Genomic DNA, 17,075 nt, shown 5'->3' on the forward strand with positions numbered 1-17,075 from the left:
ACGCCCTCGATCGCGTGCGTTTCGCCGTTGCACGAAGGACCATCGATGAGCGCCCGTGATGCGATAACGAAGGCATCGATTGACGAAATCATGGAGCTTTTGGATTTTCAGCGTCGTGCTGAGATAGTTTCCTGTGGCAAGCGGAAACCGAAGGATCGATTGGACGAGGAATATCAATGGACGCCGCGCGCCATCTCTGTGATAGGGCAATCTAGAAAACGTCGCCTGTCGCGAAGCTTAGCTTACGCGGGCAAAGAATCGGATGGGGTCGCGTTCTCGCCGGAACTTACCCCTATGATCGCTGGCAACGAAGTCATATCAGGATCACGCCGTGCTTCCACCGCGGTGGTGCAGTCAGTGTCGCCCAACGGGACTCTGCGCCGGTTCGGTTGCAGCCTTTTGGGTGTGTTTCGCATCTCGCCAATACCTATCGCCCTATGTCCAAACATTCCTATGGAACTAAAATAGCAATAGTATGCCCGGCACCGGATTTTAATCCGGTGTCAGCATTGCATTCTTGCCAAGGCATCCGTAAATACAAGGGACTACCAATAATAGTCCTCGCTGAGGAATTAACCGTCACACCATCTCAAGCAACAACCTCGTCACTTCCTCTGGTTGCGCGAGAAATGCTGAATGGCTACTGTCAAGGGTCTTCAGCAAAAATGGATTTAGCGGGGTGAGCTTATCACCCTCAGCGATCATCTGATCTTGCCCAGCAATGGGAATGGCGTGGTCGTCTGTACAACGAATAAAGGAACGTGGCACACTACCCCAATGTCCAGGAGTTACAATCACCGGATCAGACAATCCATGGAGAGGTTCATCTGGAGTCAGCATATTCATCGTCGCGGTAATGACGCTGTCCTTGACATCGCGATATAGTGCATTCTTAACGTTGGCAACATAGGTCGGATCGTTCGAATTCGGGTTGATGCGCGCCGCTCCCAATGGGGTGGGGTCACCCAAAAACAGCGGTGGAAGCTGGGATGCTAAGAAATTGGGCTGCGACAGATAGTCCAGCACGGTCGGCCTTGCAATAGGGACGAAAGCAGTCAGATAAACTAGGCGTCTGATGAGCGTGGGTTGAGCTTCCGCGACTGCGTTGAGCGTTACACCGCCCAGGCTATGCCCGACTAGAATCACGGGGCCGCTGCCGTTGGAGACCAGGCCGTTGATTATGCTCAGCACATGATCGCGATAGTGATTCAGCGTAACAGCCGCCAGCGGAGAGACTTCAGTGCTGAGTCCTGCCGCGTTCTGAGGGGTGACCGTATAAGAGGCCGGAAACTTCGCATTAAGGCCGTGCCCGGGCAAGTCTAGAGTCACGCCATCATAGCCATTCTCGGCCAGCAATCTGACCACTTCCGCCCAGCACCATCCGCCGTGCCAAGCGCCGTGCACGAATACGAATGTTGGTTTTTTCTCTTCCCTCGCCGCATTGGCAACGTTTGACATAGTCAATCCCGTTGCGACAACGCCTGCCGAAAAATTGGTTAGGAAATTTCTGCGCTTCATCTTTTTACTCCCGTGCATTTTATGATTTAACTAACCTAACTTTGAGGTACTAATAAAAGTGATGGCGCTGCTCGATATGTTTATCAAAGCGGTAATTTTGTGCGAAGAACAAAAGCGGGGGCGGAGTTCCGTCGCACGGAACGACATTGGTCCAAGCCTTGTGGACACGCTAGCGGATCCATCAGCTCATCAACTGACCGCAGGAGTCGCTTTTTCACATATAGTTATCCGAATCAAATCATCAACTGTTCGACCTAAGGAAGACATCGAATGGTGGGTTTCATGCCAAAATGACGGACCGCCTAACTATTACTAGCAAACATACACTTTTTAAGGCGAGAATATTTTGGCGCATCTTGCGTGCGGTACAGCGCAGGCGCGGTGGCGTCAAAATACCTGGAAGAATCGTTGAACCTCCAAAAGAGATGCTGCGCAAATTCTGGCACACGGGGTCCCTTGGAAATTAATGGCACAGGTGCAGAGCGTCTCAAAATACAGCACCGAAGGTATTTTAAAAATTGGCGCTGCCCAGCCAAGGGGATGCATCGGATTGCCCTCAGTGGATAAACAGACCACAGTGCGCGAAGATATGGCGTCGCAACCTCTTGATTGTCTCCCTTGCCGACAGCGCTTTGAGTGCATACGCACGACAACGCCTTCGACCTAGGTCTGCCATGGCTGCTCTGGTTTGTCCGCCACATTTTCCCAAGAGCAGCACACGCTTCGCCTGACCTCGCAAAGGAGCATCAAGTTCACGTAAGCATCGAGTTTTAGTGAATGACCGATCCTTCGGTCGTAGTTAAATCGCGATCACGAAGGTCTCGAACACCCCAACGAGCGTCGGCAGTCGTTCCAGACATTACGACCCAGTTCGTGCCGTTTGTCTCGGGCGGCGGATTCTGATCTGCGGGACATGGATGCACCATATTCGGAACGAGACATCTCGCCGGCCTGGACTATTTGCGGTTCATCCTAAAAATCTTCTTCGATCCGGTGCCTCGTCGATATCCGGTCTTCGATAACACGCAAGTATTTCTCGGCCGATATGCTCGTTACCGACAACGTCTCTTCCCGGACATTGCCTCTGCTACTCGACGAGACGAGCGGGCGAAGTTTTGCGTTGCGCCGTCTCGCACCTTCAATGCCACCATGATGGACATCAATTCATGTGTACCTCCCGCCGGCGCATTCCAATGCCTAGCGGCGCGATAGAATGAGGCGCGCCCGAAGGTCGAAGTAGGTCTCTATCACAGTTCTGACAGCATCTCGACAGGTGTACCGCCCGAGAGCTGCTTGAAACAGCTGCACGTGACTCTTCGTGATGCGGCCGGACGTTTAAATACATTCGAGCGTATCGGGCTTCAAATGTCCGCGCTGTGAAGTTCGGCAGCCGGTTCCGGTTAACATTGTCGGATCGCTGCTATCGCCTGCAAGGTCGACCCGCCTGCGGATGGGGCGCATAAGCTGGGCGGCACGAGGCGCGTCGTGACCGTGACGCAAGAGATTGTGGCCAACGAAAACTTTTTCAGATGATCGGTCCAACACTAGCCGCGGTGATCAGCAACGGCTCACTTGGCCGCCAAATTTACAATTTTCGACGCAGAGCAGGAAGTGCTGCGGCTCGTGCATATCGCGTCGGCGGCTGCGACCTAGGTTAGTTGTAGACCTTCCCGGCGCAGCTTTGAGGCGATATCTTCGAGCAATTGCTCTCTTAGTGCTTTGGACACTGCTCCACGTCAGTGACGATGAGTCGCGGAACACGCACCGCTTCTAAGAGGAGTGAGCGTTTGCCCCGATAAATTCGGCGATATAGGCATTGAACGTTCGAGGGCTGGAGATGTTCATTCCATGAGAGGCGCCGGGGATCGTCCGAAGCACGGCGAAACGAACCCATTCCGCAAGACTCTCTACGTTATTGCGAAACATTTTCGGACTCTTTTGACCGCCGATGAGAAGCGTGGGGCACCTTATACCTTCCGCAAGACCTGCGGAATAAGCCGGAAGTGGATCACGAAATTGAAGAGGTAAAGTATGAGCATTGTCGAGCGCCATATGCCGGAATTCAGCGCTGCTCTTCGCCCAAAAGCCCGGTTTTGAAACTGAGTCCACAAAAAGTTCAAGCCCTTGCTCGTAGTCACCGGCTTCTATCATCTCGGCCACACAAGCCCTGAGAGCGTTCATCGCGGCAGGCATGGGTTTGGATGCCGATTCCCGCAAAGACAGCGGGCCCCCAGGGTCCGCGAGTGACAGCGTTGTGACCTGTTTCGGATGCCTCAATGCGAGATGAAATGCGACAGCACCGCCTCTCGAGTGTCCAACTACGTGACAGCGCTCCAGTCCAAGCGCGTTGATAAACGAAGAAAGCTCCTCGGTGTGCACCTCCCAGCTAAAGCCATCGAGGATGCGACTTCGGTCGCTTGGCCAGTAATGGCTAAGGCTTACTGCAAGACAGCGATAATGGAGCGCCAACACATTGACCTGGCTCTCCCAATAGCGGTAGTCGCAGAGCGAGCCGTGCACGAACAAGATGGGCTCGCCTGCCCCGACATCCAGGTAGGGAACTTCCTTGCCATCTGGCAATATTGCATAGGAGCGAGCTAAAGTGCCTGCTGCTTGCGGAAACGATGATGTGCTCAAATGATGCTCAACAGAACCTGGATTCGACGCAGGCTCTACAAATGGAAGGGACGGACTCGCCCGGAAGCCGTTTATGAGCCGGCGTCAATCGCACGAGTCAAACGAAGGCCCTGATTTTTATTTGTCACAATGTCTACGGCAATGACCAAACATCTGAAAATAGGGTATTGATCGTCCGTCTCGCAATACCGCCCTAGTGCTATCGCCTCGGCGATGATGCAATCGCGCTCGGCGTGGCGAGAACTCTCATCAACAAGCTGTCTAGCACGGAGAATTTCCCATAGCTAATGCCACTGAGGAGTTGACCGAACACTCTGTAAAAATTATCGAAATCTCCTTTGCCCCTGCGGCGTCTTGTTTCGTCGTCCGGCCAACGTAAATGGACAACGTGACTGTCAGTGATGCAGTGCTGTCGCCTCACCAATTGCCTTAGCTCGAGCTGGTCGGCCGTGCGCGTAACTGCGCTGCCGTATATGCCGTACTGACGTGCAGGTGCGTTTTATGAAGAAATTGTGCGGACGCGAGCATCAGGAGAACGCTTGCTTGTGTGCTGTTGACGCCCAGATCGACCAGAAGCTATGACGGGCAGCTCGGCACAAGGGGCGGCCAGTTTAATATGTGATCGATAAAGGTTCGCGCGACCGCGCGGATGTATTTCCGACTTGGATAGGCAATACAGATATTGCTCTCGTCCTCGGCGATAGCATAGTGCGCCAACAAGCGCACCAAGCTGCCAGATACCAGTTCACGTTCAATTAACGATTGGGGAAGCAGCGAGAACCCCATCCCAGTCATTGTCATTCTCTGTACCATTAGCAAATTGTTAGCCGTGAAGCGCGGCGTCAGGTGAATGGTATGGACATCATCTCCCGCGGCAAGGGTCACGCTCCTGCCTTTCGCATCAATCGCCCGTCCAATGAATACATGCCGCTCCAGACTCAACGGCGTATCTTCCAGAAATTGTGCAGCACGAACATAGATTGGCGAAGCCACTGCGACGTTCGAATAACTAGCAAGCATCCTGACAATCGATGTCCCGGACATGATCGACCGTTCAGGAACGATCGCGAGATCAAATCCTTCATCCACTATGTCGATCTCGCGATCGAGCAACGTCAGTCGAAGATCGACCTCCGGGTACAGATCCGCGTAGGCCTTCAGAAAAGGCGGCAATCGCTCGAGCGCAAAGGATGTTGAAACAGCAATCCGCAGTTCTCCCTTGGTTTCAGCGTTGCTTTTACTGACGTTCGCCTCGGTCGAGGCAATATGCTCCAGTATCTCGCGACATTCATTAAGGTAGGTAGCACCAATATCGGTGAGAGTGACCCGACGGGTAGTGCGTTGTAGAAGGCGGACATTTAAGCGGGCTTCCAGCTGCGCGATTGCGCGCGTTACGACCGATTTCGATAACCCCAACTTTCCCGCAGCGCGGTTAAAGCCCTCGGCTTCAGCGACCCCGACGAAGATCGTCATCGATTCTATCAGGTCCATTCCGTCACCCTTCGCATGCACAATGTCGCCCCATAATAGTCGGCGGGCATACCGACCGAACAGCAATGCGAGGTGCATTTCCAGGTATCGGTCGGATCATCGCCAATCGCCGGACAATCGGAAGCTGCGTCCGGCGAGTAAGCCAGCAACCATCTGTTCGATCTGGCCAAAGATATAGTCAACATCACTGGTATCCCGCCCGGATCCTCTCCGGGAATAGTGAAAATATTGATGTGATCGGCGATTGTCTCGCACCGCGATCTCGCGCCGCAAAAAAGTCCGTCACGACATAGCATGCACGCGGGTGCACCCAATTGGTCAGGCGCTTGTCAGACCTATAGGTGTGTAGGTTGTCGTGCAAGGCAAGCAGGATTTCTTGCACAATGTCCTTGATATCGTCTTGAAGATAGTCAAATTGTCTCCTAAGACATTCACGCAAATGACCCGCGAATTCATCAAAGGAACATGCGGTAGGCGAGCACATCCCCTACATTACCCGCAACGAAGAGCGCCCTCAGTCGGTCTTTCACAAAACGCTGGATCCCAGGGGCACTTCGCTCCATCGAATGATCGGGTTACGTCATACATCCAAACGGATGTGTGACAGGATCAGCAAGGCTTGAGGTGTCGTGCTTCGAATTGTTTTCGCGACACTATGAGATACGGTCGAGAAGCTTGCACTTGGCTTTGGAAGCCAAGTGTCCAATTGGCCTGGCCTATGACTTTGCATCCAGCGCATATTTTGGAGTGTCTCTGTTCCTCTCGAACCGCGAGTCCCACGATTGCCGCACCAGCTCCCATGCCATGATCTGCGAACCGCGGGTGAATGTGCTCAGTCTTGACCTCGCCTGAGATAACATCCGACTCGGATTTGAGTCTCATACCCGGGAACGACTCCACTTGGCCCGAGGCTAGTCTCCGCCTTCGTTGAAGATTGTAATCTTGTTGCTGACAGACGAAACGCCCACCACGGACTTCGCTGTACTCTCAGCAAGGTCAATTTGCATCTGGTTGCGGACAGACCCAGAGAGCGTGATCTCACCGCCATTCGCCCTTACATAAACACGCGTCGGATCAAGGCCTTTGACACGACCTAGAGCGCGCCGCACCGACTTGGCCAGCGTCCTGTTGGCCGCCTTGCTCGAAACGGATGCCGATACAGCGGAACCCGGCCCTTGCGCAAACACCGTGTTTGGAAGAAGAAAACAACTCAACAAGTAAATCGCCGCCAACATGCTTTTAGTCATGTTTCACCCCTAATACGTTTAAAGAACCTGTTTAAAGAAAAGGCGATGTCACCTCGCATCGCAGGTCATCAGAATTGGTGTCGAATTCCTACGATCACGCCGGTCTGGTTGAGGTTGCCCGGGGACGTCGTGTCCAAGTAATTCAGAGTGAAATTCCTGCCTCCGTTGACATCGAGATAGCCGGCGAAAGCATAGAGCGACGTGCGCTTCGAAATGTTGTACGTCCCTTCCAGGATGAACCAGTTTGGGTTTCCAAGTTCCTGGCGTGTCTGGTAGTGCTCAACCGATGCGGACAAACCGAACGCGGGCGTTATCTGGTAAAACGCACCGCCCCAATACATGTTGCCAACGGGCGAGAGATGCAAGGCCCCGTTCACATTGAGATACCCGGCAAACAAAGTCGCTGTGCCAATCCGGAGCTTCGCAGCGGCGCTAAAGCGCTTGTCGATTTGCGATGACGTATCGACAGGCGCGGCAACGCTTCCTCGGGTTTGCTCATACACTACACGGGTCGAGAAAGAGCGGAACTGATAGTCCAGACCCGCAGCCATGTATGTACCAGCCGCCATATGCCCAGGCTGTTCTTGACCGAAAGAATATTCAGCCTCCCCACTAAAGCCAGCGACCGTTGGCGACTTATATTTGATTGCATTTGTCACCCCACTTGTCTGAGGAATCAGGCCAGCCGAAAGGAGTGAATACTGAGCCATGAAAGTCGGATCGTAGTACACCGTCATGTCAAACATGATCTTGTACTGACGCCCGAGGGTGAAGGTTCCGTAGGGTGAGGTGATGCCGACATAAGCACTACGGTTGAAAAACGACGTCGGGCTTTGCTGAGCACCGTTTGCAAGATTGACTCCACTCTCGAGCCTAAAGACCGCAGCGTAGCCACCGCCAAGATCCTCTCTTCCAACTAAACCGAAGTCTGACGGATACACGTTTCCGGACTGGAGGCCCACTGTACTGTCGTGCTTTGCATTCGTGTGCGTCAGATACTGAACGCCCAGATCCATCATCCCGTATAGAGTAACTGACGACTGAGCGCTAGCGTCGTTAGACAGGAAACTCAGAGAGGCGGTGACTAAGCCGATAAGGAGAGAGGTTTTCATTTTAATTCGCGGGTCGTACAGTTAGGGATACTTACTTATAAGCCAGATCGCATGGACCACGAGTCGGGGATCATTAAGTTTCGACCGACGCTTCACCGTAGGCCGCAGGGCGCAGCATCGAACAAACGAAAAGGCAAAGAAATGGCAAAAAGCAGCTTTGACGAGCCACGCGGTGAGTTGCGTGCATGCGACAGATTTTTGTGCGCGAAAAAACGTATGGCAACCACCGCAGCATCCGAATAGGTTGCTCGGCGTCCAACTTCGGATAAATCAAGGGGAATACAACATGTCGCCGTGTGTAGGCCGCATAAATAGACGACCAGCACGGGATAGAGACGAGTGATGCGGAATGAGAAAGGACCTGCTGCTGTAGGTCAAGCCGAGGGCATGTCCCACCGGCGCGATACCGGATTTTTTTCTTTGCTGCCCACCGCGAAGGAAGGTTTGGAGCAACTTCCCACGTGAGCGGCGGGCTTACAAACTGCGATTCTCCCCGCCAAAATCAGCGCGATCCAACGGCAGAGGTACCTCCGGCGGACGACCCATATTGAGCCTCTTCATCCTTTTGCGCAGCTACTTTTCGCTCGGCGGTCTGAAGGTCTAGCGGATAATCCGGGCCGTGGCCGTATGCAGGGTAGTATCCGACCCGCTCAAGTGCGGCCAGATCTGCACGGGTCTGCGCACGAGTGACCTCGGCGGCGCTCTGCGTCTGTGCAAAAACGGGAACGGCAGCAGCACCGATGAACGCGGCCAACATAGAGCAAGAGATCAACTTTTTCATCATATCCATCCAAAGAAGGTTGCGCCGCTCGGATACCGTAATCAGCGCAGGTCGGTAGTAGTAACGGTATGAAGCCAGTTTACCGAATGGATATTGAAAGAGAAGATAGCTGGCGAGGGATAGATTGTTCCTTATTCAGCAACAACGTAAAAACGTTTGAAGGCCTTGCGGATCTGGCGACCGGGCTGAGGCACTCCCCCGTCAATTCGAATTGGCTGCGCCGTCAGGTGGACTTCCTCGAACAACGGCGTAGACACATAGCGCGTGAGCGGCATCAGGCCCCCCGCAGATCTGCTATAGGTCGAGAATCAGCTTCCCGCTTTTGCAGCCAGAGACGCAGACCATGATTTTCTTGTTTGCCGCCCTTTCAGCTGCGCTCAGTACTGAATCGCGATGATCGGGAATTCCGGAAAGGACCCGTGTTTCGCAAGATCCGCATACGCCCTCCTCGCAGCTGTGATCCACATACACATTGGCGTCCAGCAAAGTCTGCAGGAGCGTCTTTCCAGCTTCCACTCCGAGCGTTTTTCCGCTCTTTGAAAGTTCCACGACATAGCTGTTTCCGTCTGTGCGCCTGATCTCCGGGTCCGCAGCAAAGCGCTCCACGTGCACGTTCGCGATTCCAGCCAAACCACTGGCCTCTTCGAACGCTCGCAGCATGACCTCGGGCCCGCAGCAGTAGGCGTGAACGTCCTTACTTTCCCTTTCGAGCAGTGCAGGCAGATCGATTGGGGCGCCATCATGCTCGTCGTCGAAGTGCAATAGTACGTCACCACCCATCTCGAGCAAATGTTCGACGAACCCGGCCTGCTTCCGGCTGCGAGCGCAATATACTAACTTTACCGGCCGCCCTAATTGGATTAACCGCCGATACATGCTCAAAATCGGGGTGATCCCGATACCGCCGGCGATCAGGATAGACGACGCCGCGTTCTCATCCAACCGAAAGTTATTGCGGGGAGCGTCGATCGCTACGGCCATTCCGCATCGGAAATTCGCATGAATGTACTTCGATCCTCCGCGACTTTGCCGATCCTCCAGGATCCCGAGCACATAACGATCGATATCTGCGGAGGAGTTGGAAAGTGAATAGCTGCGCACGAGACCGTTGGGAAGGTGTACGTCGACATGGGCACCGGCCTCGAAGCCGGGAAAATGCGCTCCTGGCCCAGGAACGAGTTCGACGCTCAATACGCCGTCCGCCTCATGCCTCAGGGAGCGTATGAGTGCGGATAATGCTTGCTTGGTGCTCATGATCTTAAGGTGCCGGCGTTGCGGCAGCGCATAGAAAATGTCGACGGTGCGAGTCCGTCGACGGATTTAAAATCGGGGGAAGCAGGAGGCAGACGGTCGCAAGCAGCTCATGCTTCGCAATTTCAGCGCATGCGTTGACAAAGCTGCGCCGACTCAGTCAATTACCTTGTGCTCCGTGGACAACGAAATACTTCGCCCTCTGCGTTTTTTGCCCTATCGCCGCTTCGTATGCCTCACGAACCGCGTCCGGCTGGCCATACTGGCCGATATAATCGAGCAGGAAAGGCCCCAGCAGGGGATGAGCAGCCTGCTCTGCGCGAGGCATACCGTTGATCAGCTCATCTCGACACGCGGACGGCAAGACTACATTCTGGTTTTTTGCAGCATCCGTGATGAGGCCCTTGGGCAGCTTCCCTTGAGCGGTCGCCTCCAGTTCCTCGAAGAACCGCTTTCGCATCATGATTACGCCCCGGTCGCTCGCGCCAAGTGTTTCTCGGGTGCGGTCCGTGATTCTTCCCTGACCGAACCAGGCCGCAAAGTCTTGATTCGCGACGTGCGACTTGATCCAGTCACCGCTCTCGTCGTGTAACGGCCCATACCAGGCAGGGATCGATTTCTGGACATACGGCTCCTGTTCTTTGGGCACACGACTGAAGACCCACATGACACTCAAGGTATTTTGATCGTCAATGGGCACTCGCCATTCGAAGTGGTGTCCTAGATAAAAGCCGTTGGGCCATAGCGTCACTCGACCGATCGTCCATTGAGGGTGGTGTTCAGATTCACTTGCGCGCAAGCGCTTGTAGACGAAGCCAAACTCGAATTCTTCGTATTCAACTTTGAGGTGAGTGGGGACATATTCGGCAGTTGGATCCTGCAGGCGCGCGGTCCAATTATTGTGTGTCCATTCGAAATGGATCGGATCGATGGAGTTTTCTTGGCACTGGAACCAGTTGCACGGCAATTCGGCGAGCACCACTTGGGCGAAGCCATTTTTATAGTTAAAAAGCTCCCAGTCGGGCAGCTCAGGCGCAGGCATCGGCCCCATATAAACCCACAGCATCCCAGCCTTCGCCCGAACCGGATAAGCGGTGGCCTTGGTTTTCTTGCGCAACCTGGCTTCGGAATCGATGATTTCCTCGTACGGCTGGTGCGTGCACTGGCCGGCCTTGTCGAACTCCCAGCCGTGATAAGCGCAGCGCAAGCCGCACTTCTCCACGTAACCGAACGCCAAGTCCGCTGAACGATGGGGGCAGTGCCGTTGCATCAGTCCGTACTCGCCGGACAAATCCTTATACAAGACAAGATCTTCGCCAAACAGGCGAATCGGGCGAACGGCTTTATCGTCGAACTCGCTCACACCTGCAACCGGGTGCCAATACCGCCGCAGATAGTCTCCCATCGGCTTGCCCAGTCCAACTTCAGTCAATAGTTTGTTTTTTTCTTCGCTCAACATTTTTGACGACCCTCGGATAATAGATTCAGCGTAACGTTTGAATGTCTCGCGTCAACGGCGCAAGCCGCGTACTGGCTCGCCCGTCTGAGTGTGCATAAATCTTCACTCGCCGAAAAATAGCCCACAACCACCGGGACATTCGTTTGGGTTGCGGATCGTCGATATATTCCACTGGATATAGCGATAAGGAGACACACGCCCGCCACGGCAGCGAATACCTCCCTTGGACTAGTGGACAACAAAAACTCAAATGCCACGCAGGCCGCGCGTACGGCGGCTCTTATCGCAAGAAATCACACCGGCTTCGCCAGCGAGAAAAATCGAGAGTACGGGCCGCGAACGATGCGCTGATGAAGCGTGTTCAGACAATGATCGCCCAGTCACTGGAGCGCGTGCACAACGCCTTCGGGATCTTTTCGTATGCAGGCAGCGAGACGAAACCCTCTCTCGCCAGGATTTGTATTGCGAGAGAGGGGATGAACTTGACAGGAAAATGTCGAGCACAACTGGATCGGCTACCAGGCCGATCAGTGCTTTCAAAATAGACAGCGGATCGAAGTGCTTTCTAGTAGTACTTTTCGTCTTCGTCCGGCTCTGTCGCAATCGCTATTTCAGGTAATCCTTGAGCCACGCCACGCATTCTCGCGAATCCTGCGCGGGCCACAGCACTCTTACTGTGTCGTCGCCTTTTTGCACTTCAATGTAGATGTCGGTGGAGAGCCTCTGTAGATCATTCAAGTCACCACTGCCTCGGGCGCTCGGCATCAATTTCGTCCACCAGGATGCTCTAGGCGTAGCCGGTACTGCTGAAGTCCGAGCTCCGAGCGACCGATCGCGTGACGACGATATGCCGGACACGGCCACCTCAGGTGTCGGGGCAGCATCATGCCCGGACGAAACGCCATTGGCTAGCGATGCAGATGGCGCATCGACCGATGATGCATCAAGGGATGGCGATGTACCAGCACGAGCACGGGCGTTAAGATTGGCGCCAAATTCCTCCCACATGCGGTCGGCTTTCGTTTTCATGACCGTCAGGCCAAAGCTCCCAAGTCGGCCGAAAACCTCGACTTTGATCTTCATCGTCAGTTCGGTGCGACCGTCAGACTGTTCCGCCAGCATCAACTCGCTCGACTGCTTGAGCGAGCTCCCCACGGACGAATCCTCGCCCGTTCCTTCGCTTTTGAGGTAGTAGGGGGCCCTCGTCTCGAGCACAGTAGTTCTGATCTTGAACCGTGCGGCAATAAATGAAATCTTCACCTTCACGCTTGCCAGATACTCGACGTCGCTGAGCACCTCGACGGATTCTGTTCCCGGCACACATCCCGCCATGACTTGCGGGTCAAGCAACAGATCCCAAACTCGTGAAATCGGGGCATCGATTACAACTTTCTTGTCAAAGTCCACGCATCTTCTCCGCAGCAACCAATATCGATTCCACTATTCCCACGTAGCCGGTGCAGCGGCACAAATTTCCATTCAAGCCGTCACGCACCTGCTCCTCCGTCGGGTTCGGATTGTCGTTTAACATTGCGCAAGCAGTCATCAGAAAGCCTGGCGTACAGTATCCGCACTGCAGACCGCCGTGCTCCATGAAGGCTTGCTGCAACGGATGAAGAACGCCGTCTTGTGCGAGTCCCTCCACAGTCGTCACTTCACGTCCCGTTGCCTGAAGCGCCAGCGTCAAACAGGACTTCACCGCATCGCCGTCGATTAGCACCGTGCACGCACCGCAGACGCCGGTCTCACATCCGCGTTTCGTGCCGGTTAAATGCAAATCATCGCGAAGCAGATCGGACAACAACCGGCGAGACGGTATTTCGACCGTATGCGCCTGGCCATTCACTACCAAGTCAATCGAACTCTTACTCACAATGTAACGTCCTCCGCCGCGTTTTGTACGTCAAACAGATCTTGAAGTGACCGGCGACTGACCACCTCGATCATCTTGCGACGATAGTCGCCCGCACCCCTCATGTCGGATATGGGTTCGATGTCGCTCGCGAGGATATGTGCCGCCTCGGCGGCCACATCGGCCGTCACCCTCTTACCCGCAAGGAAGGTTTCGCAGCGCCGTCCCCGGGTCGGAACCGGCGTCGACGCGCCAACCACGACTCGCGCCCCCTGACAAACTCCTCCCGCCTGAGTGACGGTGATTGCGACATTGACAAGCGGGCGATGCTCCGCGGCAGTCCGTAAAAACCGCACGTGGCGGCCCGATGTAAATGAGGCCGGCGGAACGCGTATTTCCGTGACGATCTCATCAGGCTCTAATGCCGTCGTGTAGTAGTCGACGAGAAACTCCTCGATCGACAATTCCCGCTGTCTGCCAACGCCTTCCAATACGACGCGCGCGTCTAGCGCCATCAAGCAACTCGGCGGATCCGTCGCCGGATCGGCATAACACAAGTTGCCGCCGATCGTCCCTTGGTTGCGAACCTGCGGGTTGGCAACGTGGGCCGCCATCTCTGCAAGCATCGGAAATTTATCGCCAATCAACTTCGAACGGGCGACCTCGGCATGAAGGGTCAGCGGACCAATGTGCAGACCGAACTTCTCATCGTATGACACGCCGCGAAGCTTTCTAATCTTGCCAAGTGCAATGAGATACGCCGGGCTCAGCATCCTCTGGCGCATAGCCAACATCAGCGCCGTTCCTCCGGCGATCATCCGGCAATCGTCCTGGTGGTCCACCAACATCTTGCATGCCTCTTGCACCGACGTCGGCTCGAGATACTCAAACTCCCGCATGTTCCGACTCCGTCTCGCTGACCTCTAGTTTCTTCAATTCGGCGAGCCCTGCAAGGATCTTTTCAGGCGTAATCGGCAGTGCATTGATCCGAACACCGATGGCGTCGAACACAGCGTTTGCGATGGCACCCGCGCCCGGAACGATGGAAGTCTCGCTCGCGCCCTTGGCCCCATAGGGGCCATTGGGGTCGATCGACTCAATGATTCCCGATCGAATAGTTGGAATTGAATCTGCGGTCGGCATCGTGTAGTCCGCAAAGTTTCCGTTCATCAACTGGCAATCCTGGTAATGGAGATGCTCATAGAGGGTCCATCCAATGCCCTGCGTGACAGCTCCGCAGCTCTGGCCGTGGACGGCGAGGGGGTTCAACGCCTTACCGCAATCGTCAGAAATATAGGTGTCCACAATCGAAACTCTGCCCGTTTCCACGTCCACCTCAACTTCGACGCCTTGCGCTGCAAACGAATAAGCGGGCGCGACATTGCCGTACTGTTCCGAGTTCGCTAGCACCGTTGGTGGATCATAGGTCGCCGTGACCTGAAGTCCTTCGCCGCCGTGTCGATAGATGTGCAGGCGCGCGAGATCGCCATAAGAGACTCGCACAAGTCCCGATTCGGATGTGCCAGACGATTCGCCAAAGATCTCGCCGTTCTCGAATTGCAACTTCGCTTCAGGCACACCGAGCTTGATAGCGGCCAAGGCGAGCAACTTGCCAAGGACCTCCTTTGAAGCCTTGATGGCCGCCGGGCCTGCCGTGACGGTCACCCGTGACGCGACAGAACCGAGTCCATAGGGCGACGAATCCGTGTCAAGGGCCATCACGGTCACGTGGGAGATCGGTATCGACAACTCGTGAGCACAAATCTGGGCAAGCATCGTATTCGCGCCCTGCCCTATGTCCGCTTCTCCGGTGAATAGCATGACGCGGCCATCGGGACTCATTTTGAGGACGACGGTCGAGCCGTCCCAATTGCCCATTGCCCGGTTTCCGCTGACATGTATCGCAGCGCCAACACCAATGCCTCGGCGCTTAGAACCAGTTCCTTTGGACCTGCGCCGCTTCTCGTCCCAATCCATCTCCTTGCGCACCTGTGCCAGGCACTCGGTCAGGCCGCTGCTGCCGACCTGGAACCCATGCACGGTCACATCACCTGACCTCACCGCGTTCAGCGTGTGCAAATCAATGGGATCCATGCCAATTCTGTCCGCCAGAACGCTCAGATGGCTACTTACGCAAAAGGTCATCTGCGTTCCGCCGAAGCCCCGAAAAGCACCACGTGGCGGACAGTTCGTGTAGACAAGCGTGGCGTGCGACCTGACGTTCTTCAGCGTGTGATGCATGTTGTCACTGCGCATCACCGACACTTGCAGTACCTCCGGCGCCAAGCCTGCATATGCCCCGCATTCGGCTATGATTCGCACGTCCTTTGCTACGATGACACCGTGCGCATCCACGCCCATCTTGAGCCAAATGCGTTCGGGGACGCTTGCTCTCGCCCCCTGAAAGTCGTCGAGGCGACTGTTCAGAAATCGGACGGGCCGACGTGTTTTTGTCGCGACCCATGCACAAATGAGGCTATTGCACTCCTCAACCGTCTTCCCCCCAAATCCACCCCCGGTGGTCGCCTGAATGACACGAATGCTGGAAACCGGGCGATCCAGCGCCTCGGCAAACCGCATGCGCTGCAGAAAAGGCATTTGGGTCGGAGTCCAAACGTTCAGCCGGTCATTGCTTCCCACCCACGCGACTGTAGCCATCGGCTCGAGATAGCCAGGATATTGAGAATGGGTTTCATATGTGGCTTCGTACACGGCAACTGCGGTCTCGAACGCCTTGTCTACGTCGCCCTTGCAGATATCGTATTCATGAGCGATGTTGCCAGTGCCTTGATGGACTTCTATTGTGCCTTGCAATAGGGCATGTGCCGGGTTCAGGACAGCGGGCAGTTCTTCATATTCGACGCGTATTAAATCGAGTGCATCCTTTGCGGTATCTTCGTCCACTGCAGCAACGGCCACCACTTCTTCGCCGATAAAACGCACCTTGCCCGTGGCAAGAACGCGATGTTGCTTATGCATTACACCAGAGAGACGCTCAGGTGTGTCCTCGCCCGTCAGAACAAGGTGCACCCCCGGAAGCGCACGGGCGGCGGCAGTGTCGATATGCACAATGCGTGCGTGTGCGTGCGGGCTTCGCAGCACTTTGAGGTGCAGCATCCCCGGCATCTTGAGGTCGCCTCCGTATAGCGCGACGCCCATGACTTTGTCACGCGCAGTCACCTGCGGTGTCTCATGGCCAATGGTTGTTTGTTTCATTTCTGACTCCAGTGAAGCGGCGGCTTAAAGGACACGCTGTCCCTGAATGCACCGTTGACTCGCAGCATGTGTGTGGCCGGGTGCGGCACCGCCGTTGGCCACTCATTCTTGCTAGCGAAAATCCGGCAAGCAACCACCGCAAGACCCTCAAAGGTTGCCGAACGTCCGAGAACTCGTATCCGTGCGGACCTCCTGAAAGCACTGCAGAGCGAATCCTTTTCTTGTTCTTATTCACGCCTGCGCGCGTAGCGACACGCCCCCTGCGAGCGCGTGCGCAGATCCATTCCGATTGCTCAGTCAGGCACTTTCTCAGTCATAAAGCGTCCGTCGGGGGCCTTGGCATTCTTCTGACGGCGCGTGTGACCATCGAGGCCGCCATCGATCGCCCATTCCGCAAACATCGTCGGGCTCGGCTCGAACTCCCGCGGCTGCCACTTCGAAGTCAAGATATCCTCGTCCGAGTAATACTCGATCAACCCGCCGGCTGGATTGTCGAAATACCAGAAGTACG

General features: G+C 55.1%; 14 protein-coding genes and 1 pseudogene. 1 reads left to right on the plus strand and 14 read right to left on the minus strand.

Going from position 1 to position 17,075, the window contains the following annotated elements:
• The first annotated feature begins 45 nt into the window (after positions 1 to 45).
• A complete protein-coding gene (locus FH08_RS51850) occupies positions 46 to 468 on the plus strand; it encodes a hypothetical protein (RefSeq protein WP_152602817.1) in 423 nt (140 codons plus the stop codon).
• Between the two features lie 111 nt (positions 469 to 579).
• Here the strand turns inward: FH08_RS51850 and FH08_RS0113090 are convergent, their stop codons facing one another.
• From FH08_RS0113090 to FH08_RS0113160, 14 genes and pseudogenes are all read right to left on the minus strand, one after another.
• On the minus strand, positions 580 to 1,518 hold the full coding sequence (locus FH08_RS0113090) for an alpha/beta fold hydrolase (protein WP_051888226.1): 939 nt from the start codon (positions 1,516 to 1,518) through the stop codon (positions 580 to 582).
• A gap of 1,770 nt (positions 1,519 to 3,288) precedes the next feature.
• Positions 3,289 to 4,155 (minus strand): alpha/beta fold hydrolase, encoded by an 867-nt coding sequence (locus tag FH08_RS0113100; RefSeq protein ID WP_051888228.1) that lies wholly within the window; start codon positions 4,153 to 4,155, stop codon positions 3,289 to 3,291.
• Between the two features lie 576 nt (positions 4,156 to 4,731).
• Positions 4,732 to 5,724: a LysR family transcriptional regulator gene (locus tag FH08_RS0113105; RefSeq protein ID WP_051888230.1), complete on the minus strand. Its 993-nt coding sequence runs from the start codon at positions 5,722 to 5,724 to the stop codon at positions 4,732 to 4,734.
• Positions 5,725 to 5,830: 106 nt separating this feature from the next.
• Complete coding sequence (locus tag FH08_RS54350) at positions 5,831 to 6,130, minus strand: sigma factor (protein WP_081889462.1); 300 nt, start codon at positions 6,128 to 6,130, stop codon at positions 5,831 to 5,833.
• A gap of 427 nt (positions 6,131 to 6,557) precedes the next feature.
• A complete protein-coding gene (locus FH08_RS0113110) occupies positions 6,558 to 6,893 on the minus strand; it encodes a BON domain-containing protein (protein WP_035566061.1) in 336 nt (111 codons plus the stop codon).
• A 68-nt stretch (positions 6,894 to 6,961) separates the two neighbouring features.
• Positions 6,962 to 8,005, minus strand: a complete 1,044-nt coding sequence (locus FH08_RS0113115) for a porin (protein ID WP_051888234.1) — start codon at positions 8,003 to 8,005, stop codon at positions 6,962 to 6,964.
• 502 nt (positions 8,006 to 8,507) lie between these two features.
• Positions 8,508 to 8,786 carry a DUF4148 domain-containing protein gene (locus tag FH08_RS0113120; RefSeq protein WP_031358757.1) on the minus strand — a complete coding sequence of 93 codons (279 nt, stop codon included), beginning with the start codon at positions 8,784 to 8,786 and terminating at the stop codon, positions 8,508 to 8,510.
• Positions 8,787 to 9,080: 294 nt separating this feature from the next.
• A complete protein-coding gene (locus FH08_RS0113130; RefSeq protein ID WP_031358758.1) occupies positions 9,081 to 10,040 on the minus strand; it encodes a PDR/VanB family oxidoreductase in 960 nt (319 codons plus the stop codon).
• Positions 10,041 to 10,197: 157 nt separating this feature from the next.
• Positions 10,198 to 11,496 (minus strand): aromatic ring-hydroxylating dioxygenase subunit alpha, encoded by a 1,299-nt coding sequence (locus tag FH08_RS0113135; RefSeq protein WP_035566064.1) that lies wholly within the window; start codon positions 11,494 to 11,496, stop codon positions 10,198 to 10,200.
• Positions 11,497 to 12,102: 606 nt separating this feature from the next.
• A complete protein-coding gene (locus FH08_RS0113140; protein ID WP_031358760.1) occupies positions 12,103 to 12,903 on the minus strand; it encodes a CoxG family protein in 801 nt (266 codons plus the stop codon).
• On the minus strand, positions 12,893 to 13,369 hold the full coding sequence (locus tag FH08_RS0113145; RefSeq protein WP_031358761.1) for a (2Fe-2S)-binding protein: 477 nt from the start codon (positions 13,367 to 13,369) through the stop codon (positions 12,893 to 12,895). Before FH08_RS0113145 ends, FH08_RS0113140 begins: the two co-directional genes overlap by 11 nt.
• Complete coding sequence (locus tag FH08_RS0113150) at positions 13,366 to 14,247, minus strand: FAD binding domain-containing protein (protein WP_031358762.1); 882 nt, start codon at positions 14,245 to 14,247, stop codon at positions 13,366 to 13,368. Before FH08_RS0113150 ends, FH08_RS0113145 begins: the two co-directional genes overlap by 4 nt.
• A complete protein-coding gene (locus FH08_RS0113155; RefSeq protein ID WP_031358763.1) occupies positions 14,234 to 16,564 on the minus strand; it encodes a xanthine dehydrogenase family protein molybdopterin-binding subunit in 2,331 nt (776 codons plus the stop codon). The genes FH08_RS0113150 and FH08_RS0113155 overlap by 14 nt, the downstream gene beginning before the upstream one ends.
• 293 nt (positions 16,565 to 16,857) lie before the next feature.
• Positions 16,858 to 17,075, minus strand: a pseudogene (locus FH08_RS0113160) (glyoxalase); the annotation flags it as partial.

Origin of the sequence: Caballeronia sordidicola, from assembly GCF_000729995.1 — a bacterium.
In the GTDB taxonomy this organism is placed as follows: Bacteria; Pseudomonadota; Gammaproteobacteria; order Burkholderiales; family Burkholderiaceae; genus Caballeronia; species Caballeronia sordidicola_A.